The sequence below is a fragment of the Rhizobium mayense genome, assembly GCF_030272705.1.
GTDB classification, from domain to species: Bacteria; Pseudomonadota; Alphaproteobacteria; order Rhizobiales; family Rhizobiaceae; genus Rhizobium; species Rhizobium mayense.
Genome location: NZ_JARFYM010000003.1, coordinates 132,224 through 154,596, shown reverse-complemented (window position 1 = coordinate 154,596; position 22,373 = coordinate 132,224). Strand labels below are relative to the sequence as shown.

The 22,373-nt window shown below is 59.1% G+C and carries 15 protein-coding genes, 1 tRNA gene and 2 pseudogenes; 5 read left to right on the top strand and 13 right to left on the bottom strand.

Features of this window, described 5'->3' with window-relative positions; genetic code table 11:
• Nucleotides 1-28 precede the first annotated feature (28 nt).
• From PY649_RS06290 to PY649_RS06280, 3 genes are all read right to left on the bottom strand, one after another.
• Nucleotides 29-2,938 (bottom strand): SPOR domain-containing protein, encoded by a 2,910-nt coding sequence (locus tag PY649_RS06290; RefSeq protein WP_285867348.1) that lies wholly within the window; start codon nucleotides 2,936-2,938, stop codon nucleotides 29-31.
• 62 nt (nucleotides 2,939-3,000) lie between these two features.
• Nucleotides 3,001-4,761: an arginine--tRNA ligase gene (gene argS / locus PY649_RS06285; protein WP_285867347.1), complete on the bottom strand. Its 1,761-nt coding sequence runs from the start codon at nucleotides 4,759-4,761 to the stop codon at nucleotides 3,001-3,003.
• 54 nt (nucleotides 4,762-4,815) lie between these two features.
• Entirely contained in the window at nucleotides 4,816-6,033 is a 1,218-nt protein-coding gene (locus PY649_RS06280; RefSeq protein WP_285867346.1) for a deoxyguanosinetriphosphate triphosphohydrolase, read from the bottom strand.
• 316 nt (nucleotides 6,034-6,349) lie between these two features.
• On the opposite strand from PY649_RS06280, the gene erpA reads away from it, so the two are divergent.
• Both erpA and xth read left to right on the top strand, forming a co-directional pair.
• On the top strand, nucleotides 6,350-6,682 hold the full coding sequence (gene erpA, locus PY649_RS06275; protein WP_285867345.1) for an iron-sulfur cluster insertion protein ErpA: 333 nt from the start codon (nucleotides 6,350-6,352) through the stop codon (nucleotides 6,680-6,682).
• Between the two features lie 129 nt (nucleotides 6,683-6,811).
• On the top strand, nucleotides 6,812-7,603 hold the full coding sequence (xth, locus tag PY649_RS06270; protein WP_285867344.1) for an exodeoxyribonuclease III: 792 nt from the start codon (nucleotides 6,812-6,814) through the stop codon (nucleotides 7,601-7,603).
• Nucleotides 7,604-7,612: 9 nt separating this feature from the next.
• On the opposite strand, the gene exoR is transcribed toward xth, so the two are convergent.
• From exoR to PY649_RS06235, 7 genes are all read right to left on the bottom strand, one after another.
• On the bottom strand, nucleotides 7,613-8,416 hold the full coding sequence (exoR, locus tag PY649_RS06265) for an exopolysaccharide production regulator ExoR (RefSeq protein ID WP_285867343.1): 804 nt from the start codon (nucleotides 8,414-8,416) through the stop codon (nucleotides 7,613-7,615).
• A gap of 706 nt (nucleotides 8,417-9,122) precedes the next feature.
• Nucleotides 9,123-10,376 carry an OmpP1/FadL family transporter gene (locus PY649_RS06260; protein ID WP_285867342.1) on the bottom strand — a complete coding sequence of 418 codons (1,254 nt, stop codon included), beginning with the start codon at nucleotides 10,374-10,376 and terminating at the stop codon, nucleotides 9,123-9,125.
• Nucleotides 10,377-10,788: 412 nt separating this feature from the next.
• The gene (locus PY649_RS06255; RefSeq protein ID WP_285867341.1) at nucleotides 10,789-13,632 is read right to left on the bottom strand and encodes a valine--tRNA ligase; all 2,844 of its coding nucleotides are present in this window, start codon (nucleotides 13,630-13,632) and stop codon (nucleotides 10,789-10,791) included.
• 121 nt (nucleotides 13,633-13,753) lie between these two features.
• Complete coding sequence (locus PY649_RS06250) at nucleotides 13,754-14,665, bottom strand: DUF2497 domain-containing protein (RefSeq protein ID WP_285867549.1); 912 nt, start codon at nucleotides 14,663-14,665, stop codon at nucleotides 13,754-13,756.
• Between the two features lie 242 nt (nucleotides 14,666-14,907).
• Nucleotides 14,908-15,579, bottom strand: a complete 672-nt coding sequence (locus PY649_RS06245; protein ID WP_285867340.1) for a protein-L-isoaspartate O-methyltransferase family protein — start codon at nucleotides 15,577-15,579, stop codon at nucleotides 14,908-14,910.
• A 154-nt stretch (nucleotides 15,580-15,733) separates the two neighbouring features.
• Nucleotides 15,734-16,876 (bottom strand): acyltransferase family protein, encoded by a 1,143-nt coding sequence (locus tag PY649_RS06240; protein WP_285867339.1) that lies wholly within the window; start codon nucleotides 16,874-16,876, stop codon nucleotides 15,734-15,736.
• Between the two features lie 204 nt (nucleotides 16,877-17,080).
• Nucleotides 17,081-17,154: transfer RNA gene (locus PY649_RS06235), tRNA-Cys, on the bottom strand.
• A gap of 394 nt (nucleotides 17,155-17,548) precedes the next feature.
• On the opposite strand from PY649_RS06235, the gene PY649_RS06230 reads away from it, so the two are divergent.
• Nucleotides 17,549-18,649: a porin gene (locus tag PY649_RS06230; protein ID WP_285867338.1), complete on the top strand. Its 1,101-nt coding sequence runs from the start codon at nucleotides 17,549-17,551 to the stop codon at nucleotides 18,647-18,649.
• 307 nt (nucleotides 18,650-18,956) lie between these two features.
• Nucleotides 18,957-19,283, top strand: a complete 327-nt coding sequence (locus PY649_RS06225; protein WP_285867337.1) for a hypothetical protein — start codon at nucleotides 18,957-18,959, stop codon at nucleotides 19,281-19,283.
• Nucleotides 19,284-19,430: 147 nt separating this feature from the next.
• Here the strand turns inward: PY649_RS06225 and PY649_RS06220 are convergent, their stop codons facing one another.
• The 3 genes and pseudogenes from PY649_RS06220 to PY649_RS06210 all read right to left on the bottom strand — a co-directional run.
• Nucleotides 19,431-19,610: a hypothetical protein gene (locus tag PY649_RS06220; RefSeq protein ID WP_285867336.1), complete on the bottom strand. Its 180-nt coding sequence runs from the start codon at nucleotides 19,608-19,610 to the stop codon at nucleotides 19,431-19,433.
• 153 nt (nucleotides 19,611-19,763) lie between these two features.
• Nucleotides 19,764-20,265: pseudogene (locus PY649_RS06215) on the bottom strand (nuclear transport factor 2 family protein).
• A 26-nt stretch (nucleotides 20,266-20,291) separates the two neighbouring features.
• Nucleotides 20,292-20,591 (bottom strand): annotated as a pseudogene (locus PY649_RS06210) (SDR family NAD(P)-dependent oxidoreductase); the annotation flags it as partial.
• Between the two features lie 123 nt (nucleotides 20,592-20,714).
• On the opposite strand from PY649_RS06210, the gene PY649_RS06205 reads away from it, so the two are divergent.
• The gene (locus PY649_RS06205) at nucleotides 20,715-21,062 is read left to right on the top strand and encodes a hypothetical protein (RefSeq protein ID WP_285867334.1); all 348 of its coding nucleotides are present in this window, start codon (nucleotides 20,715-20,717) and stop codon (nucleotides 21,060-21,062) included.
• Nucleotides 21,063-22,373: the final 1,311 nt, after the last annotated feature.

Below are 22,373 nucleotides of genomic sequence, written 5' to 3'. Positions count from 1 at the left end.
CTTTCAACAATCATAGGGTCTAGATCTCTTACTTCGAGATCAGGCAGGTGCCGCCTGCTGCGCGGTAACGCTGGCAGATGTCGGCGGCTTCGTCCTTGGAGCCGGCGACAACGCGGACGCGATAGTAGGTGCCCTTGCCGGCGATGTCGGCCCTGCGAATTTCGAGCGGGTGACCACCGATGACGCTGGCGAACTTCGCCTTCAGATTAGCCTGCGACTTCTGCGCCTCGGCCTCGGAAGGCAGCGACGCGATCTGCACGCCGTAAGCACCGCCCGCGCTTGCCGATGCAGCCGGAGCCGGAGCCGGCCGAGCCGCGGCCTGGCTTGCCGACGCAACCTCCTGCGGCTTCGGCTGAGCCTGAACCGGACGAGCGGCGGCGGCATCATTCGCGGCAGGGGCGACAGCGGGCCGTGCTGGCTGCTGCACGGGGCGTGAAGACGGCACTGGCGCCGTCTTCACGACGCGGATCGGCGTGCTTTCGGCACTGGCAGCGTCGCCGTCGGCGGGTTGGGCAGCAGCGAGTTGCGAGGCCTGCGTTTCTGCAGTCGATGGGCGAAGATCAGCGGAGGCAACCTGGTTATCCGCCGGCGCCTTCGCGGCAGCGGTCTTAGGCGTCGACGCCGGGGATGCTGCCGTCGTGGTCTTGTCGACAGCCGGCTCTTCGCGAGCGACCAGCGAGCCGTCCGGCTTGACGATCATGGTGCGCACCTTGCGCGGCGACACCGAAGGGATCTGGGCATCGTCGTTGGCAGCCGTATTGGCATTGTTGCCGTTCTGGTTCGGCAGCAGCCGCGGATCCTCGGTTTCACCGACCGGGGTCGGCGTGACCTGATCGTCGCTGCCATCGTCGGGCGACACGGCTTCGGGGATCAAAGTTTTCTGGACGACATCCACCGGCTGCTCGTTGGAGGAAACCAGCTGCTTCTGTTTAGGCGCTGTCGTGCTGTCCCCGGCTACCCGGTCGTAGACGGCCTTGTCCTGATTCGGAACAACGGTGCCGCCCGGATTTTCCGGAGCGACCTTCACGGGATCCGCATCGGCCGTGATGACGCGCGGCTCGCCGGACAAGCTTGAAATCGGTGAACCGTGACGAACCCAGCCGTAGACGCCATATGCGCCGAGACCCAGAACCGCGATGACTGCAACGGCAGTCGCCATGCCACGGAACGAGCGCGCCGGGCGGCGACCAGCCACAGCCGCCGGGTTCAGCGTCATGCGGGCGACATTCTCGACCGGATTGGACGCTTCACGATAGCTGCGGCGGAAATCCTCTTCCAACGCCCGCTCGAACTCGTCGAACTCGTCGGCAGGCTGTTTAGCCGCCACCGCAACGGGCTTTGCCGCAGCATTCTTGGACCAGGATGCAGCCATGGCAGCGCCGCCGAGGGCGGCTGCGGCGGCTGGCTTGATCGGCTCGGGAGCCGTTTCCTTAGCAGGGGTGCCGAACAGGCTCGCCATTTCCGAGTCGATGTCGAAATCATATTCCGGCGGGACCACGATCGGCTGTTCCGGCTCGACGGGTGGCAGGTTCGGAACATGGGAGCCTTCGAAATTCTCGACGCGATCTTCCGTGTCGGAGATTTCGGCAGGATCGAAAGGCAATGCCTGATCGGCATCAAAAACCGGCGCAGCCTTGCGCGCTACCGGTGCTGCGGCAGCGACCGGCGGCTGAACCGGACGCACAGGAGCCGGCTCCGGACGTGGAGCCTGCACGACTTGCGGAGCAGCGGCCATCGGGGCTGCGGCGATCGGAGCAGCCGGGGGCTGCGCTACCGGCGTCGCCCGAGAAACGATCGGGGACGGCTGCGATGCAGCCACCGGAGCAGGCGCTGGCGGCGTGATCGGAGCAGGCTTGCTCGTTTCGGCGAAATCGAGCTCGGCAAGTTCCATTTCGATATCTGCAAGGTCGAACTCGAAGTCCTGGCCGGCGAAGGGATCGTCGGCTTCCAGGACGATCGGTTTCGGCTCTTCGCGTTGCGGAGCCTTCGCGGCAACAGGAGCAGCCGTAACAGTAACGGGAGCGCCCAGATCCGGTGCAAACGACGGCGACGTCATCTGCTGAGACCCGAAAATATCGAAGTCCGGCTCTACCTTGGCGTCTGGCGCTGCGCCTCTAACGGGAACGGGATAGCGGTCGACATCGGCCAGCAGATCATCGATCTCGGCGGAAAGGGCCGCAGCATCCATACGGGCCGGCTTGATCGGCTCCGGTGCCCTGGTGACCGGCGCTGCTGGCTGAGCAACAATAGGCTGGGGCTGAGTTGGTTGCGGTTGCGGCGCGTCCCGCATCATCGGCAGATCGAAATCGACCGCCGTTTCAATGGGCGGCTTAGCCTGAACAACGGGCGGCGCGACCGGAGTCTGAGCCGCAGGCTTTGCCTGTTCGCGTACCTGGGGCGGAGTATTCACAGTGAAATTGGCAAGCGGCAACCGCACGGTGGCGGCAGCAGACTGCGGCGTCGGCGCCACAACGGGCCTCGGAGCTGGCGCGGCCGCCTGCGGCGCCGGGACAGGCTGCGGAGCCCGCACGGGCTGCAAGCTGGGCGCGATCGACATTTCGAGTTCGTCGATCAGATCGCGCGCACCGGCAGTCTGCCTGACCGGAGGCACTGGTTGCGGCAATTCCTCAAACTGAGGTTCGGCGCGTATCTGTTCACCCGGATGCGAAAGCTGAGCTTCGCCGGCAAAAGGCTGATCTTCCAGCGAGACCGGAATGTCATCAGCAGGACTCAAACGTGGCGCATCATAACGCTCAAATTCCCGTAAGAGCTCGTCTTCGAGATCGAAGGCCGGCTCTTGCCGCGGAGCTGCAGGCGCCGCCTGGGCGGCGGGCCGCGGCTCGAAACCGACGATGCGGGCGAGTTCGGCAAGCGGATCATCATCCGCAAAGAACTCGTCGTTTCCGCTTGCGCGATACGCCAACTGTTTTTCTGCCATCACCCAATCCACTCGCAAACGCTACAGTTAAATGCCAGTGCAATGTGGGCAAATGGTGACGTTTATCGCATTTCGTCCGGTGCAGCGGTCCCGGTTATACCAAGGCCCGACTTCAAAACCGACGCGACAGCGTACACCAGCCCAAGTCTGGCAATGCTTAATTCTCGGTTCTTATCGTTAACAAATCGTAATTCAGGTAAATCTTTACCTTTATTCCAATGTCCATGGAAGGAACTAGCCAAATCGTAGAGATAAAATGCGATGCGGTGAGGCTCCTGCGACTGGGCCGCAGCCTCGACGATTCGCGGGAATTCCGCAATCTTCGCGATGAGCTGTAACTCGGCCGGATCGGAGATCGCACCGCCCACCGCTTTCGCCAGATCGAGCGAGGCAATATCGAGATCCGGGAAGGCTTCCTTGGCCTGGCGGAACACCGACATGCAGCGCGCATGGGCATATTGCACGTAGAAGACCGGATTATCCTTTGACTGTTCGGTCACCTTGGCGAAATCGAAGTCCAGCGGCTCGGAACTCTTCCGATAAAGCATCATGAACCGCACGGAATCGCGACCAACCTCGTCGACCACGTCACGCAGCGTGACGAAGTCGCCGGAGCGCTTCGACATCTTCACTGGTTCACCATTTCGGAACAGCTTGACCAACTGGCACAACAGCACCGTCAGCTTCGCCTGGCCATCCGATATGCTGCGCGCCACGGCTTCCAGCCGCTTGACGTAGCCGCCATGGTCGGCGCCGAGAATATAGATCATCTCGTTGAAGCCTCGGTCGAACTTGTTCTTGAAGTAGGCGACGTCAGCAGCGAAATAGGTATAGGATCCGTCCGACTTGATCAGCGGACGGTCGATATCGTCGCCCACTTCCGTCGAACGGAACAAGGTCTGCTCGCGATCTTCCCAATCTTCCGGCAACTGGCCCTTCGGCGGCGGCAGAGCGCCCTTGTAGACATATCCCTTGAAGGTCAGGTCGTTGATCGCGGTGCGGATCAAGGCCGCACCGTTGGCATGCAGCGTCCGCTCCGAGAAGAAGACGTCGTGATGGACGTTCAACGCATCCAGATCCGCACGGATCATTGCCATCATCGCGTCGATGGCGCGTTCCTTGATGATCGGCAGCCATTGGTCTTCCGGCATGCCACGCAGTTTGGTGCCGAACTCCTTCGCCAAGGCCTCACCGACCGGAACGAGATAATCGCCAGGATAGAGACCAGCCGGAATGTCGCCGACCTGCTCGCCGAGCGCCTCGCGATAACGGAGGAAAACCGACCGTGCCAGCACGTCGATCTGCGAGCCGGCGTCGTTGATATAGTATTCCTTGGTAACATCGTAGCCGGCAAAGCCAAGCAGGTTCGCCAGCGCATCGCCGACGACGGCGCCGCGGCAATGGCCGACATGCATCGGCCCCGTCGGATTGGCGGAAACATATTCAACGTTGACCTTCTGGCCCGCACCGAGCGTCGAACGGCCGAATTTTTCGCCTTCCGAGATCATCGTCGCCAGGAGGCGCTGCCAATAGCCGACCGAAAGGCGAATATTGATGAAACCGGGGCCCGCCACCGAAACCTCGGCAACATCAGCGTCTTCGCGCAATTTGGCGATGATGATCTCAGCGAGCGCACGCGGGTTCGTGCCGAGCGGCTTGGACAGCACCATAGCCGCATTGGTGGCGACATCGCCGTGGCTGGCGTCTCTCGGCGGCTCCACGCCAATACGGCCGAAGTCGAGTTCGGATCGCTTTTCTTTCACAATATCAATTTGTTCAAGGGCGTTCTTAATTCTGACTTCGAAATCGGTGAAAAGGTTCATCATATTGTCCACGCATAGCTTGGGCGGGCCCGGTCGGCCCGTCGCCGCCGCTGCCTACCGCAAATCGGGAGTCTGGTCAAACAAACGCCTGTGGGCGCTGATGGCATAGGTGTCGGTCATACCCGCCAGATAGTCGCCGACATGGCGAGCCTTCGCGGCAACGGCGAGGCCGGCAATATGATCGACCCAATAGTGGCTCTGCATCTCCTTGGGATTGTCCATATAGGCCTGGAACAGGTCGGTGACGATCTGCGCGGCGCCGGCCCGGATGCGCATGATATCCGGATGGCGATAAATTCGCTTGAAGAGCATTTGCTTGATCTGCTTGTCCGTCTCGGCCATCTCAGGCGAGAAGGTGGCGATGATGCGGCCGGCCGCGCGAATGTCGGCGACACTGTCGGGCCTGACCTCGTTCAGTGCATGCTGAGCAACGGAGATCACGTCCTCCACCATGCGCGTGATCTGCCGGCGCATGATCTCATGCGTGAAACGGCTCGGTTCCAGATGTGGATAGCGCTCCCTGACCTCGGCCATCAGCCCCGAAAGAAACGGAATCTCCTCCAGCATCTCCAAATTCAGATAGCCTGAGCGCAAGCCGTCGTCGATGTCGTGAGTATTGTAAGCGATGTCGTCAGCGATCGCCGCGACCTGCGCCTCGAGGCTGGCAAAGGTCGCGATCTCCAGATCGTGGATTTCACAGTAATCGAGAATCGGCTGCGGCACCGGACCACGCGTGCCCTTGCCATCGGGCGTCAGAAGCGGACCATTGTGCTTGACCAGCCCTTCCAACGTCTCCCAGGTGAGATTCAAGCCGTCGAATTCGGCATAGCGCCGCTCGAGCTTCGTCACGATGCGCAACGATTGCGCATTGTGGTCGAAGCCGCCATAGGGCAGCAGCATCTCGTGCAGCGCGTCTTCGCCCGTGTGGCCGAAGGGAGTGTGACCGAAATCATGGACCAGCGCCACGCCTTCGGCGAGATCCTCGTCGAGCTTCAGCGCACGCGCCAAAGCCCGGGCGATCTGCGCCACCTCGATCGTATGCGTCAGGCGCGTACGGTAGTGATCGCCATCCTGCGCGATAAAGACTTGCGTCTTGTGTTTCAGCCGCCGAAAAGCGGTCGTATGTACGATGCGGTCGCGATCGCGCTGGAAATCCGAGCGCGTCGGGCTCGATCCCTCCTCATAAAGCCGCCCACGCGATTCCCAGGGGTTGGTCGCATAAACAGCCCGCTCACCATAACCGAAACCCAATGCATGCTTGTCGATCGTCATTCTTCATCCATTCCGGCGTTAGAGCGCCACACGCTCGATTGAACGCGCAAGGCTCGCTCCAATGCTTCCAATCCAGCGTATCTTCTCCGCATTTTTGATGATGCCATTCAAACGCGGGATGCTCTGGCCCATTGACGCCGCTTCACGGCCTTCATACCTATACCAATGAAGAACAGCAAAATGGTGGGTAGTTCAACCATATAACCAAAGCTGTCATCGGACGCACTTTCATGATAAAGGCTATGGATATCAGCCGTTTGAAAGTCGGACGGCCCCATTGGTTCTCTCCGGATCTTGACCCCGGCAGGAGGAAGGCATGACTGAGACAAGTGTAACCCTATCGGACGCAGCGGCAAAGCGAATCGCCGCGATCGTCAGTGCAGAGACCGGCAAGCGAGCGCTTCGCGTCGCCGTCGAAGGTGGCGGCTGTTCCGGCTTCTCCTACAAATTCGATCTCGCCGAGGGCCCGCAAGACGATGATATCGTTGTCGAAAAGGGCGACGCTACCGTATTGATCGATCAATTGTCGCTGGTCTACATGGCCGGCTCCGAGATCGATTTCGTCGACAATCTCCTCGGCCAATCCTTTCAGATCAAGAATCCGAATGCCGTCGCAAGCTGTGGCTGCGGCACGAGTTTTTCGATCTGACGCTCCTGCTTTTCCACAGATTGATCACCGGTCGCAAGCTGTTGCTTACGGCCGGTTTGCATTTTGACGGGTGGTCAAGACTGTTTGCTGCGGATAGAAAGAAAGCCAAAGCAGAGGAGCCGCTTTTTCATGAAAATCGCCACCTGGAACATCAACGGCGTCAAGGCGCGTATCGAGAATCTGTGCCAGTGGCTGAAGGACTCCGATCCCGATATCGTTTGCCTGCAGGAGATCAAGACGGTCGACGAGGGCTTTCCGCGCTTCGAGATCGAAGCGCTCGGCTATCACGTCGAAACGAACGGGCAGAAGGGTTTCAATGGCGTGGCTATCCTGTCCAAGATGAAGCCCGACGAAGTAACCCGCGGCTTGCCGGGCGACGATGCCGATGAACAGGCACGCTTCATCGAAGCGGTCTTTTCCGTGCCGGAACACGGCGCGCTTCGCGTTTGCTGCCTCTACCTGCCGAACGGCAATCCCGTCGATACGGAAAAATATCCCTACAAACTCGCCTGGATGGAACGCCTACGGAAATTCGCGGCCGGCCGGCTGGCTCTGGAAGAGCCGACTATCCTGGCCGGCGACTACAATGTCATCCCGGAGCCGCATGATTGCTTCGATCCGAAGGTCTGGGAGAATGATGCGCTGTTCCTGCCGCAAACCCGCCGGGCGTTTCGCGCGCTCGAGCATCTGGGCTTCACCGATGCGGTGCGCGCCACGACGGACGCGAACAAGCTCTATTCCTTCTGGGACTACCAGGCCGGCGCCTGGCAAAAAAACAACGGCATCCGCATCGATCATCTAATGCTATCGCCGGAAGCAGCCGATCGCCTAACCTCCGCGGCCATCGAAAAACACGTGCGCGCCTGGGAAAAACCATCCGACCACGTTCCGGTGATCGCGCGCTTCGATTTTCAGGCCTGAGATTGGGGATTATTCGGGGCCGGCGACATCCAGCTGATGCGCCATGGAGACGGCAACGCGGCGATCGTCTTCGTTGGCGATCGAGAAGGCCTGTTCCTGAAGGTCCTCCATCCAGGAACAGTCCTTCGGCTTGCATTTATCCAACGCCGCCGTCATGAAGGCGAGGCCGCGCACGGACTGGCCCTCCTGAAAGAGAATATTGCCGAAGACGGCCATGGCGCCGGGATGGCCGCTCTTGCGGGCCTGGTTCAGCCACTTCTTGGCCTGCTGCACATTGGCCGCGCCGCCCTCACCCGCCAGCATCATCTGCGCGAGCTGAAACTGCGCCTCGGGAACGCCGAAGGTCGACGCGACCTGGAAGTAGAGCTGACGTGCCTGATTGAGATCAATCTTGACTGGGCTGTTTGCAATGCCGGTCTTGTAATAATTGGCAAGCGCGAGCAGCGCGTTGATAAAGAAGCCGGTATCCTCGGAACCGGGTTCCACGCCCTGCTGGGCGATCTCGCTGTAGATCTTGAAGGCCTCGAAATCGTCCCGCGTCACGCCATCGCCGTCCGCATACATATTGGCCAGCGCCCAACGCGACCCGGTATGCCCTTTCTCGGCAGCGTAACGATAAGCTTCGACCGCCTCTTCCTTTTGGCCGTTCTTGTAGGCCCGGAAGCCAAACTTGAAGAGATCGAAAGGCCCTGACTCCTTGGTGACACCCGCATTGATGTCAAATGCCAAGGCCTGGCCTGCGAGTGCCACGGAGGTGGCAAGCGACAGGCTGAGCATCATCATTCGCGCTGATATGAACTCGGACTTAAACATAACAGTCGATTTCTTTCGCTCCATCCGCATTCGCTACGGTGATCCCACCTGCACCGTATTGCCTGCGAATGTATTCTCTACCGGCGCGCGAACCCGCGAGATCCCTTCTTAAGGAGGTCCGCAGGGCACCAGCACAATGCCGTTCGCCACAATTCCAAGCGTAGTCTGAAATTATGTCCAAACCAGCATTCACGCTGTTGCGAGCGCATGTCACCCTCGAAACAGCCCGCCGCTTCGCTGTCCAAAGAGAGATATTCGAGATAGAACGGTTTTCGGATTCCCACGGGAAATAATGCCTTTCCGGCTGCATCGAGAACGTCGCCGTTCCGATCCCGGATTGCTTTTTCTGCCGAAGTGGAAACTGACCCATCAACCGCTTACGCACTTTCTACCAAGGCCTACCCCGTTGCCCGTATAATCGCTGCTCCCCATTTGTGGCGGGAAATGGACAATTTGGGCGGCGAACACGCGCCTGTAATCTGTTGAAATAAAGTGTTGCCGATTCGTCACAAAGAGTTTGCCGATCTTGAGGTTTCGTTAACCACGAATCCGTTATTCGGGATGATTTGCTGGTCGTATCGAAAAATGGCTTGGCGCAAATTTGGCATTAAAACGCCGCGAGACCGAAAAAGGGCTCGCGGCGCGGGAATCACTTGAAGCTTTAGGGATGAGACCTCAGAACCTAGTTCAGTTCAATGGGTTACGTTCAGAATCTGACCTTCATCGACGTCGACAATGCAGCGACCAGATCGTTGCCGAAACTATAGGTCGCGTCGTCGCCGTAGGTGATGCCGTTGGAGGTGATCTCACCGGATTTGCCGCTGGTCAACAGGCCTAGCGCGCCGGCGAAAGTGAACTCCACGTGTTCGGTCGCCTTGTAGGAAAGGCCGGCGCCAAGCGTCCAGGTATCGGTGCTCAAACCGTAGCCCTGGCTGGTGCCGCGATCCCAGCTCAAGCTGAGCGCGCCGCTCCATTTGTCGCTGAACTTGTGGCCGACGCCGCCGGTAATCGTCCAACCGTCCTGATAGAGCAGATCGAGCGAGGTGAGTTCGGTCGCGCCGCCCGTATGGCAAGATATGCCGCGCGTGGAGGTCGGGCAAAGCGCGATGCTCTGCAGCACGCTCCAATTGGTCCATTTGACCGAACCGAAGGCCAGCCAGTCCGGCGCGATGCCGGTCTGAACCTTCCATTCCAGCGAGTCGGGCGCATCCGCCGAACCGAAGACGGATGTGGCGCTGCCGAAGAACGGGCGGACGGGCGGCAACTCCGTCAGATCGACGGTGCCCTTGAGGTTGTCGTATTTGACCCGGCTGTTGTAGACGAGGCTGGTGCGGAAGGCGTATTCGGGAATTTCGTAAGCGAGACCGGCACGCCAGCCCCAGCCATGACCGTCGACATCCAGCGAGCCGACACCGTCATAGACGGCGGAAAACGGAGGGGGAACGACGGAGACCAGACGGGACTTGAAGCCGCTGACCTCCTGATAGAAACCACCGCCGATCAGGCGCAACTGACCCGGACCAGCATCGAATTTGTAAGAGCAGGTCGCCGCATAGTTATGCGTGCGGACCTTGGTCTCGATTTCACTGTTGGCGCCGGCCCAGTTCAGACCCGGATTGGTGTGACCGCCGAACGGCTCGGAGTAGTCGGCCAAGCAGTCTATGTCATCGGTAATGCCGATCTTGAAGCCGATATAGGGTACAGCATAATTTTCGGTCGCATCGGCCGAGTGCGGGCGGCCATTGAGATTGCCGTCGGTCGGATTGATATCCTTCGCGTTCTTCAGCTTGCGATCGGGCATCACATAGGTGACGCCGGATTCGAATACGTAGCGCCCCTTGTCGAAAAGCAGATCAATATCGTAACCGGCGCGATCAAGCCCGCCCGCAAAAGCGGCGCTGGCGAATGATGCGCTCATAATGAATGAAAATGCGCCCCTCAGCGCAATGCGAAATGCCATTGTGTTCCCCCACCTGCGTATTCATTGATCCGATTGTTGCGACGATCACCCGAATTGGCAATGCGGCGCCGGTGATCCACAAGGCTGCAGCATAAGGACTGACTTACGTAAGAAATTGATCTGCACGGCAAACCGCCGCCATGTTTAGGCATTTATTTCTTCTCTAATGTACATCAGAGGCCCCAAGTAGATTTTCATTCCTCATAGCAACAATTCTGTTACAATCTGACAACAGTCTCGCTTTTCAAGAAATCCTACCAATTTAGGGGTAACACCTCTTGCCTGCGCGAAGCTGGCGGACGCCAAAAATCGGGCGTGTTTTTTGTTGCTCGACATCGAATCAGCGGCGAGCAAAGAAAAGGGGCACGCGACTTTCGCCCGCGTGCCCTTTAAATTCACATTGTCTGCGGTTTCAGCCGGCTTCGCTGACCCTGTCAAGCGCCACCTTGAGGCTGGTGAGTTGACCTTCGAGTTCGCTCAGGCGCTCGCGTTCGGCAGCCACGACGTCCGGATTGGCATTGGCGACGAACTTCTCATTCGAGAGCTTACCGACAATGCGGGCGGTCTCCTGTTCGTTCTTGGCAATCCCCTTTTCGAGGCGTGCCTTTTCGGCAGCCAGGTCGATAAGGTTGCCGAGTGGCAGGCAGGCGGTCGCTTCGCCGACGATGATCTGCGCCGCGCCCTTCGGCGCGGTGTCCGCGAATGAAATCTCCTCGACACGCGCCAGCCGCTTGATGGCCGCGTCATGACGAAACAGACGTTCGCGCGTCAGGCTATTGGCACCAACGAGCACCAGCGGCGCGATAGCAGCGGGCGGCACGTTCATTTCCGAACGAACGGAACGCAAACCGGATACCAGATCGATCAGCCAATTGATCTCATCGGCAGCGACATCGTCCGCATAGGAGGGTGCCGGCCAATCGGCATGGCAGATCAGACCGTCACGTTCCTTGCCCTCGCCTGCCGTATGCGCCCACAGCTCTTCCGTCATGAAGGGCATGAAGGGATGCAGCAGTTTGTAGGTCTCCTCGAGGACGTATGCCGCGCAGGACTGTGCCTCCGCTTTGGCGTTCGCGTCTTCGCCGCTGAAAACGGGTTTCAGCAGTTCGAGATACCAGTCGCAGAACTGGTTCCAGATGAAGCGATAGAGCGAGCCGGCGGCATCGTTGAAGCGGAAGGCCTCCAGCGCTTCGGTGACGTCCCGCTCCGTGCGTGCCAGTTCCGTCAGGATCCAGCGATTGATGGTCAGTTCGGCTGCTTCCGGCACAAAATGCGGATCGCTGGCTGCGCCGTTCATCTCGGCGAAGCGCGTCGCGTTCCACAGCTTGGTGCCGAAATTGCGATAGCCGGCGATGCGGGCGGGATCGAGCTTCACGTCGCGGCCCTGCGCCGCCATGATCGCCAGCGTAAACCGCAGGGAATCGGCGCCGTACTGGTCGATCAGCTCGAGCGGATCGATGACGTTGCCCTTGGACTTCGACATCTTCTGCCCGTTCTTGTCGCGCACCAGGGCGTGAACGTAGACCGTATGGAAAGGCTCGACGGGATCGCCGTTTTCGTCCTGCATGAAATGCAGGCCCATCATCATCATACGGGCGACCCAGAAGAAGATGATGTCAAAGCCGGTGACGAGCACGTTGGTCGGATAGTACCGCGCCAGTTCCGGAGTCTCGTCCGGCCAGCCGAGCGTCGAGAACGGCCAGAGCGCCGAGGAGAACCAGGTGTCGAGCACGTCTTCGTCGCGCGTCAGAATCTCGCCCGGCTTGAAGTTTTCCAGCAAGTCCTCGACATAGGCCTTCATCGGCCCTTCATGGGCAAGATAGTGCTGGATGGCAGCCTGCAGCGCTTCTTCTTCGCTCTTCTCGACGAAGACTTGGCCGTCCGGGCCATACCATGCCGGAATCTGATGGCCCCACCAGAGCTGGCGGGAAATGCACCACGGCTGGATATTTTCCATCCAGTCGTAATAGGTCTTGTCCCAGCTCTTCGGAACGAGCTTGGTGCGGCCCTCGCGAACGGACGCGATCGCTGGTTCGGCGAGCGTCTTGGCATCGACATACCATTGTTCGGTCAAGCGCGGCTCAATGGGAACGCCGCCGCGGTCACCATGCGGCACCGTGTGCTTGTGCGGCTCGACCTTATCGAGCAGGCCACCTTCCTCGAAAATGCGGACGATGATCTTGCGGGCTTCGAAACGATCCTTGCCCTCCAGTTCATCCCAGGCGCCATGCAGCGCCGCCGGGTTGTCGAGGCCTTCGAGGAAATCCTCATTGTCCTTGATGGTGATGCGAGCATCGGGCGTCAGGACGTTGACAACGCGCAAACCGCGGCGCTTGCCGACATCGAAGTCGTTGAAATCATGCGCCGGAGTCATCTTGACGGCGCCGGTGCCTTCGGTCGGGTCCGGATATTCGTCGGCAACGATCGGGATGCGCCGGCCGACGATCGGCAGGATGACATGCTTGCCGACAATTGCCTTGTAGCGCTCGTCACTCGGATGAACGGCAATACCGGTATCGCCGAGCATGGTCTCCGGGCGGGTGGTGGCGACGACGAGATAGTCGCGCGTTTCCCATTCCGTCGGCTTGCCTTCTTCATTGAAAGCGACCGGATGCTGATAGGTGACGCCTTCTTCGAGCGGATAGCGCAGATGCCAGAGATGGCCGTTGACCTCATGCTGCTCGACTTCGATGTCCGAAATCGCCGTCAGCATTTTTGGGTCCCAGTTGACCAGCCGCTTGTCGCGATAGATCAGGCCTTCCTTGTAAAGCGTGACGAAGACTTCGAGAACGGCCTTCGACAGGCCTTCGTCCATGGTGAAGCGCTCACGCGACCAATCGCAGGAAGCACCCAGACGTTTCAACTGGTTGAAGATCAAGCCGCCCGATTCCGCCTTCCATTCCCAGACCTTTTCGATGAAGGCGTCGCGGCCCATGTCGCGGCGGCCGGGCTGCTGCCTCTCCATGAGCTGGCGTTCGACCACCATCTGCGTGGCGATGCCGGCATGATCCATCCCCGGCTGCCAGAGTACGTCCTTGCCGCGCATGCGCTCGAACCGCACCATGATGTCCTGCAGCGTGTTGTTTAGCGCATGGCCCATGTGCAGCGAACCGGTGACGTTCGGAGGCGGAATGACGATGGCGAAAGTTTCCGCGCCTGGCTTCGCGTTCGCACCGGCGCGAAAGGCGTCGGCCTCATCCCATTTCTGGGCGATCTTCGGTTCGACGGCGGCAGAATCATAAGTTTTGTCGAGCATTTGGGGACCGGATCTGGAGGGTTCGGTGATGCGGGTTGTAAATAGGATGGGCGCGGGCAAGTCAATAAAAAAGCCGCCCCGGAAGCCGGAGCGGCGGATCGCCTACGCGAAGCTCAGGCTATCAGCGGCGCGGGCCGCGAGCCACGCGTTCGATTTCTTCACGCACGAGACGCTCGACCAAGGTCGGCAGATTGTCGTCCAGCCATTCCTGCAGCATCGGCCGCAGCATCTCCTGGGCGATCTCATCCAGCGACCGACGCTGGCTGCCGTCGATCGCGGCGGCGAGTTCGCCGAAGGAATGGGCGACCTGCGCACCGGCGGCTTCCGACATCAGCGACGATGCAAGCTCAGCCTGCACTTGCGGCAGGTAACGATCGGCGGCGGCCGCAGCCGGCTGCTGTTGCGGTTGATTGAAAACCGGCATTTCGAGCGGAGCGGGCGCTGCGGGAACGGGGGCTTGCCGCTCTTCCACCGGTGCAGGCTGTGGCTCGGCCTTCGCGACCGGCACGGCGGCCTCGGCGAGAAGGGCAGCCGCAGGCGGCGTAACGACGGGCACCGGCGCTTCGGCGATAGCGCTGCGCAATGGCACGTCGGCAATCGGCTCAACTCGCGCCTCGGCGAAACGTGCGGCCATGGCCGGCGGTAATTCGCGCGGCTGCGGCGCTTCGCGCGCCGGGTTTAGCTGCGCAGCATTCCGCTCGGAGGCGGCGCGAACGCGCGCTGCCACGTCGGCAAGCGACATGGTGCGGGCGGGCGATTCCGGCTCACGTATCGGAACCTGCGAATTGGCTGCTACGAAACGCGGCTCGGCGACAGCGGCTGGCGGTACGTCATCCATCTCGGCTGCAGCAAATTCTTCGTCGACCGTCAGGTGGATATCGCCATCCTGGTCGTCGTCGGCAACGGTATAAAGCGCTGGCAGGGAGGAGGAAACGGACTTGCCGGCACCGGGTTCGTTGCTTTCGATAATCCGGCGGATCGACGCCAGAATCTCTTCCATGGACGGTTCACGCACTACACTTGGCTGAGCCATATTCATCCCCGTTTTCCCAGACAGTGACCGGAATTCCGCCAAAGCAGCGCCCGAATCAGCGCCACCCTAGAATACTAGCCACAGGAAAAAAATCACTGTGGTAGCACTAAGCCACCTGATGCACAGTTTTGTTACGGTGCCTGCGAATCACCTGATATTGTGGACTTCTCTATCAAAATGCCCAACGAAAAACGGGCGCTCGAAGCGCCCGTTTCAAAAGGATGGTTCAGCCGCGCAACAGGTCAGAACACGAATTCCTTGGCCTTTGCAAAGCCCGGCAGCGGCTTGACGGAAGCATTGAAGAAGACGTTTTCCGAAAGAGCACCACGCTCCCGAATGAACACGGTGGCGCGGGCAGCATGGCCATAGCCGAGCACGACGATCAACCGGCCGCCTTCACCAATCTGATCGAGAAGCGCCTGCGGCACCTCCTGGACTGAACCGTTGACGAAAATGACGTCATAGGGACCGCTGCCGGCATGGCCCTTTTCCAGCTCGCCGGTGGCGACTGTCACGTTTTCCTGGCCGAGCGCGGTGAGATTGGCCTTAGCCTCAGCGGCCAGCGTCTCGTCGGATTCAAGCGCCACGACCCTGCCGGCAAGGATCGACAGGAGAGCCGAAACGTAACCGGTGCCGCAGCCGACATCGAGAACCTTGTCTTCCTTGGTGATCTCGCCGAGCTGCAAGAGCTTTGCCAGCGGCGAGGCTTCCATCAGGAAGCGCGCCGGCTTGCCCGAAGCGGCCGGGCTGACCTCAATGTCATTATCGATATAGGCCAGGAGCTTCGACTTTTCCGGCACGAAATTCTCGCGCGGCACCGTCAGAAACGCATTCAACACGGAATGGGAGGTGACATCCGTCGTGCGGATCTGGTTCTCGACCATCTTCACGCGTGCTGCTTCGAAATCCATCATATCCTCTCGCGCCCAAAGGCAAAGCCGGGGTTGCTGCTATGCTCAGCGTGTCTTAATCGCGTGCGGCTACGCTTTCAAGGCGTTGCAGCGGCAGGCGCAGAAATTCGTGACGATGCGTCGCCGTGCGACAACAGCCGCTTCCTTCACGCACAGGTCAAACCGCTTTCCTTTCAGCGACATCGGCGGACTCGGCCGCAACGGCAACGCCCCTGCCGAGATTGCGGCCGAACTCGTGAAACGGCTTCTCGATATAAAGATAGGACAGCCGGGAGACGACAAGCGTGCCGACGAGGGTCACCGCCAGCAGATAGGCCGCCTGCGCCCATGGCGAGGAAAGGCCAAGGCTTGGGAGCGTGCCGAGCGCGAAAAGCAGAACCAGCATATGCGAGAGATAAAGCGAATAGGCCATGCCGCCCAGCCACTGCAGCGGTCGGCTGCAGGCAATGGCGGATAGCCGCGCATAGATGTCGCCCCTGCCCTCGCGCGCCGAAACGATTACCGGGATCGCCGTCAGCCAGATGGCAAGCGGCAGATAGACGACGGAACGCTGTAATATGCACAGGATGATGCCGATCAGCCAAAGCTGCGGCAGCGGCAACGCTTTCAGGAAAGGATCGCCGAGAGCCCGGTACTTCATGAAATAGAAGCTGCCGATACCGATGCCGAAATCGACCAGCCATTTGCCGAGAAAGCTTTGCGGTAGCTTCGGCGAAACGGCGGCGACAGCGAGCACCGGGAGAATGAGCACCGCGATTCGCCGCCATGACACCGGCCTGAGCGCCAATCCGATCAGCAGTGGCGCAACCAGATAAAATTGCCATTCGAGCGAAATGCTCCAGGCCTGGCCGAGAAAGGCATAGTCGGTCGACGGCAAGCGACCCGGCGGCACCAGGCCATGCAGGCCAGTCAGATGCGCGAGGAGATGCCAAGGCCAATAGGCGAGCGTGTCGGCGGCAATGCCGATTCGTGCCGCCTTCATCGAACCATCGGGCGAATCCGTCCAGATGTGCAGTGCTGTCGTCGCGACCGCCGCGGAAATGACCAAATAAAAGAGGTAGGCCGGAAAGATTCTGAGCGCCCGGCGGGCGATATAGAGCCGATAGGGCTCCGGTCGTTTGTCGATCAATGCAGTGATGGCGAAGCCGCTGAGAATGATGAAAACATCCACTGCATACTCATTATAGAATCGCTCCTGAAACAATCGCCCTTGAATGGCGACGGCCGAAGCGACATGACCGACGAGAACCCAGATCGCCAGCATGCCCCTGAGGGCCTCAAACTCCCTAACGTATTTCATGGACTACCCATCAATTCGACCGACACGAGCGGGACATAGGGGAGCGATGGATTTCTGCAATGCAGCATTTCGCTGCAAATGCATGGTTGTGACGCTGGCTCAGAAGGATGCGAATCTATTCCGCAGGGTGCAGAAAATGTCTGTAATTTCAGCGGCAACCAATCGGTTGTCGCGGACAGCATCTGCTTCAATGGAAGGGAATTTTGGAGGCCTCGCCCGGAATCGAACCGGGATTCAAGGATTTGCAGTCCTCTGCGTAACCACTCCGCCACGAGGCCATCCGATTTGTAAAGGCGAGTGATGGCGGGCGTTTAGAACGAATCTTATTGGAGCGCAAGGCCTATCGCGGCTGATCACCAAATAACTTGGCTTCCAGCTCGCCGGCACCGCCAAAGCGCCGCAAACCTTGCCATTTTATTGGCGCCAATAAGGCACTCAAAGGCCGCCTTCTGACGAATTGCGTCATTTTTGCAACAAGCTGTTTTTTCGAGTAGCGTGCATATAGTTCGTTCGTCTTAGTATCTTGTCAAATCAACGGGACGGGTTCAGGAAATAGTTCGCGAAGCTTATTACTTCGCACCTACTGATAGGGAACATGAACGGGATGGGGTTGGGCACGTCGTCTTTTCGGCGCGATATCTCATGCCCAATCAGGAACAGATTGGAGTTATTATGAACATCAAGAGCCTTCTTCTCGGCTCCGCTGCCGCGCTTGCGGCAGCATCCGGTGCTCACGCGGCCGACGCGATCGTCGCCGCCGAACCGGAGCCGCTCGAATACGTTCGCATCTGCGACGCATACGGTGCAGGCTACTTCTTCATTCCGGGAACCGAAACCTGCCTCAAGATCGGCGGCAAGGTGCGTACGGAAGGTGAGTGGTATGATGCTTACAACCGTACCAGCAAGGTCGGCACGCTCTGGCACACCCGCGCAGAATTGAACGTCGATACCGCGACCGACACCGAATACGGTCCGCTGAAGACCGAAACCATCGTTCGTTGGGATTGGAACGACGGCAACGACACGAAAACAAACCTGCTGTGGTCGTACATCAGCCTCGGCGGCTTCACCGTTGGTAAGACGGACTCCTACTACAACCAGTTCGTTGGTTATGCCGGCGACGTCATCAACGACGACGTGATCTATGACGGTCCGTACGAACTCAACCAGTTGACCTACAACTACGACGGCGGCAACGGCTTCACCGCCGTCATCTCGCTCGAAGATTCCAACTCCAGTTCGGACGCTTCCAGCTATGACGGTGCCTGGGTCACGTCCAAGCAAAACCACTACGCTCCGAACGTTGTTGCCGGTGCTGGCTACAAGTCCGGCGCATGGTCCTTCAAGGTCGTCGGTGGCTATGACTCCATCGTCGAAGAAGGTGCAGTCAAGGCTCGCGTCGATGCTGACTTCGGCGTCTTCTCGGCCTTCTTGATGGGCGGCTGGAACACGGACGGCGATAAGCTCAACCAGTATGCCGGCTCGAACCAGAACGTCTCGGCTTGCACGGCACCGGACGGCACCGTTCATGGCGCGAAATGCGGCTGGGGCGACTGGGCAGTTTGGGGCGGCGTTGGCGTACCGTTCAACGACAAGCTGAAGTGGAACGTCCAGCTCGCTTACACCGACTCGAAGATGTTCGAAGCAACGACGAACCTGAAGTTCAACCCGGTCAAGAACCTGCTGGTCGAACCGGAAGTGACCTACGTTCACTACGACGTTGCCAAGGACGATACCGTCGCCGGTATCCTCCGCTTCGAACGCAACTTCTGACCTGATCTGAATTGACCTCCGATCAGAGAAGAGAGGAGCCCGGCTTTCCCTGCCGGGCTCCTTTTCTACATTGACCCTTTTCCATATGAGCGCCCGCTGAACCTGCAGCCTCGGTCTCGCTCACTCCCCTCCCCAGCACAACCGGTTGCGCCATTTTCGACGGACAGCAGCGCCTTTAAATCTCACTATCGCCCTCTGCCAGCATGTCGCCACCCAGGCCCGCATCAAGCTTGACGGGGAACATTGCCGCCGTCGCAGCGTTGAGTCCGGCGAAAAGGGACGTTGTTCCAATAAAGGAGTTGGTGCTTTGAAATATATTGCTTTGATGGCCCTGGCGGCCTCACTTGCCATGGGAACAGTGCTGGCCGCCGTGGTTCCAGCAACGGCAATGCCGTTGACGAATTCGCCTTCGCCTAGCTCTTCCGGTATCATTCTGGTTCAGGAGCACGGATCCCGGCGAGACCCGAACTGGGATTATGGACGAGGGGAATATTGGCGCAACCGCCACTATCATGATCGCCATTGGCGCGATAGCCGCTGGGATCGCCGCCATTACTATGATGATGACTGGCGCTACGGCCGCGGCTACTACCGTCCGCACCGCGGAGGCATCTACTTCGAAATCAGGCCGTAACTCATATGGTGCCCGGCCTGTCATGTAAATGAGCGCGGTCTCCTGCTTACACCCCCAAAAACATTCCGGCCGTTGCCGAACAATATTCGGCAACGGCCGGCTTATTTCGCCGACGACAAAGGCCGCCGGCTTGAACCTGTTACAAAATCAACGGCAAACGCGTTCCTTGCGAACGACCCAATGGCCGTTGACGTGATGACGTACGGTCTTCACGATGCAATGATGGTGATGATTGTCTACATGCACAATCGTGGCTGCTTCGGACTGCGTGCTGATGCCGACAAAAGAAGCCAGAGCAACGGCGGAAGCAAGAATCAGGTTTTTCATTTTCGAACCTCTAAAGCATTTGGGGGACTATGCTGCGCGAAAGGCGCGCGACGTTCATGCGCCGATTCAGATTAACGATACATGAATGCGTCCTCACGTTTGCGAGAGCAGCCGGACCTAGAGGCAAACTGCGTCAGTACGCCTCGTGTTGCCCTATTCGGACGGCGTCACACGAGTCCAGAACTCGTTGAATGCAACCGAATCGAAGAAGGCCGAGGCGCGGACGATACGACCGTCGCGCATGTCGAGGAACCAGGCATAGGTGTTGGCATAGGGCTTCCCGTCACGTGCGATCCCGCGGGCGTCGAAAAACACGATCACTGTGTCGCCTCGGCATAGACGTTGCGGATCGCAGGTTTGAGCGGCGCCTTCATGCGGGCATTGAACGGGCGGATCACCTCGCGCAGGAATGCCTCGCGATTCGGATAGGTCTTCGATGCCAGCGAATAGCCCTCGATCGTCCAGCGGACGTCGTCGGCGAGGAGGTCATAGGGGCTGCCTGTGCCGGCCGTCCAGGCCTCAAAGCCGGCGTCGACGATTGTCTTGTTGCGGCGTTCGGTTTCGGTCAGCATCTGCGGCGCGCGCGGGCCTCCAACCCGCGCAAGGTCAGGATAGTGGTGGCGACGCCGAGGGCCACGTTGAAGATGCGGCGGATACGGGGCTCCCGACTGCGGACAGTTGCACTTGCGGTGGCGGGTCCATCTTGCCTTCGGGGGTAGCGAAGAAGTCGTCGAAACCTTTGCGCAAGTCCGCGCGCTTGGTGAAGTTCTTGCTGTCATCCAGCCAGCGGAACGGATTGTCGGCCATCGTCTCGTTGTAGCCGGTGTAGTAGGCGCCCGGATTGATCGTCTGGATCTTGATTCCGTAAGCGCCAAGTTCCTGCTGCAACGCTTCGGCAATCGATTCCAAAGCGTGCTTGGTGGAGACATAGGTGCCCCAGTTGGCCGGCGTGAAGAGGCCGCCCATCGAGGAGGTGAAGAGCCGCATCAACGAGATTCAACTGGTTAACGTCACCACCGCCAGCAAACTTAATGCACGCTAGGATTTAACAATTCTCCAATCAATTCGCGCTTTTATTGGCAGCGCGATTGATTGGGGGAATTTATGAAATACTTACATATTCTGGCTATTGCTTCTGTCTTAGCATCTCTTGCAGCTTGCACGCCCGAGCAGAGGGCTCAAAAATCCGAAGCCGTTAAGACCGCGTTACAAGGAAGCCCCGCACTTAGGGAAAATTTTTACGCGTCCTGCCGCTCCGGAAATATTACGGCCAAACAAAAGCAGGCAATTGCCACAATGGCAAATGTCAGCGCCAGCGATCCGATGGCGGTGGTCTGTCGCCGGGTGGTCAATGGTCTGACGGCGGGCAAGATCACGAGCGAAGAAGTCGAAACATTCGTGAGAACACAGGTACCATCGCCAAACCTCATCAAGGTCGTGCAAGGTCGCTGACGGCAAAAGCAATATTGGCGAGCGGGAGGGGTGCTCGCATCCTGCCCACTCCCTCTCCTACTACCGCTCGGCCTCCACCACGATGGTGCTAACACAGGAATCCCAGGCGCGTACGCGCAGAGCGCGCATGAGGAATCGTTGGGAAATTTAGCGCAAATCGGGGCTAACGGGAGGGCAATATCGGCGTTCTACATCCGTTCGCCAACCTACCGGCGGCCTAGGCATTTTTTCTCATCCGCAAAATTCGCAATTGGAGAAATCATAAAAATTGGGCCGTCGGCGGGGATCGTGCGGCGGCCCAATGCGGCTGTTTATCGCCGCCACGTAGGCGGAAAGTCGCCTAACAATTTAATGATATCATTCAATATTTGAATCACAACGAATACTTTGAATTAATTAAATAGCGTGTTGAATTTTTATTAAATATCTTTGCATGCACATATCGCCTTCCGTGTCAATCTCTATATTGATAAATTCGCTAGTTTACAGCATCATCACCTTATCCATACGAAGGCCACCAAGGGCCCGCCACCAGCCGCTTTTGCGGCTCGCTGCTACCGAGGGAAATCATAAATGCCATCACCTGTAACGCGGCTCGTCGCCGCGAACGACAACTTGCCGCGTAGGAGGACAGCGTGAACCTACCGACGAACCTACGCACGACATCTTCGCGAAACGCAGCAGAGCGCCTCGCCACGAAGTTCATAGCTGCCAATGACAACACACCACCTAAAGGGAGGGCTCCGGTCTATCGAGGTGGCCGGCCCGCGTTCAATTGGGCGATGAAACACGACAAGTATGGAGCGGCCTGCCTCTGGCTCATAGCGCGCCAACGGCTCCTGGCTTCTGTTGTTGCTACGATAACGAGCCGCCGCAGGGAGGACTCGACACGCGCAGGAACGGAACGGCACGCGGAAAGTCGAAGGCGAAGTCAAATCTCGGAGAGCATCTGGACTTGCCAGCAGTTATGCCTCGGCTTGCTGACGCTGAACCACAACCGGCCCGAACTGGCAACTGACACAAGCGTTACGAGCTCCGGCCGCGGAACGACGTTGACGAGCTATCAGACGATTTCCTGTCGTATGGATCTTGTGCAGATGCGGTTGCGTCCCTTGGCATCGATTTCATAGGAGCGGAATCAGGCTTGGGGACGCCACGCCCTGGCAAGTCGAAAGGTTCGCCACTCAAGGCGGAAGATCCAAGCTTTGACGAGCCACCGCCTGAAGTCGACTACGTCATCGAGCTTCTGATGGCGCGGGAAGACGTTTCAGGGATCGCCAAATTACCACACGCCGGCGCGATCACCACCGT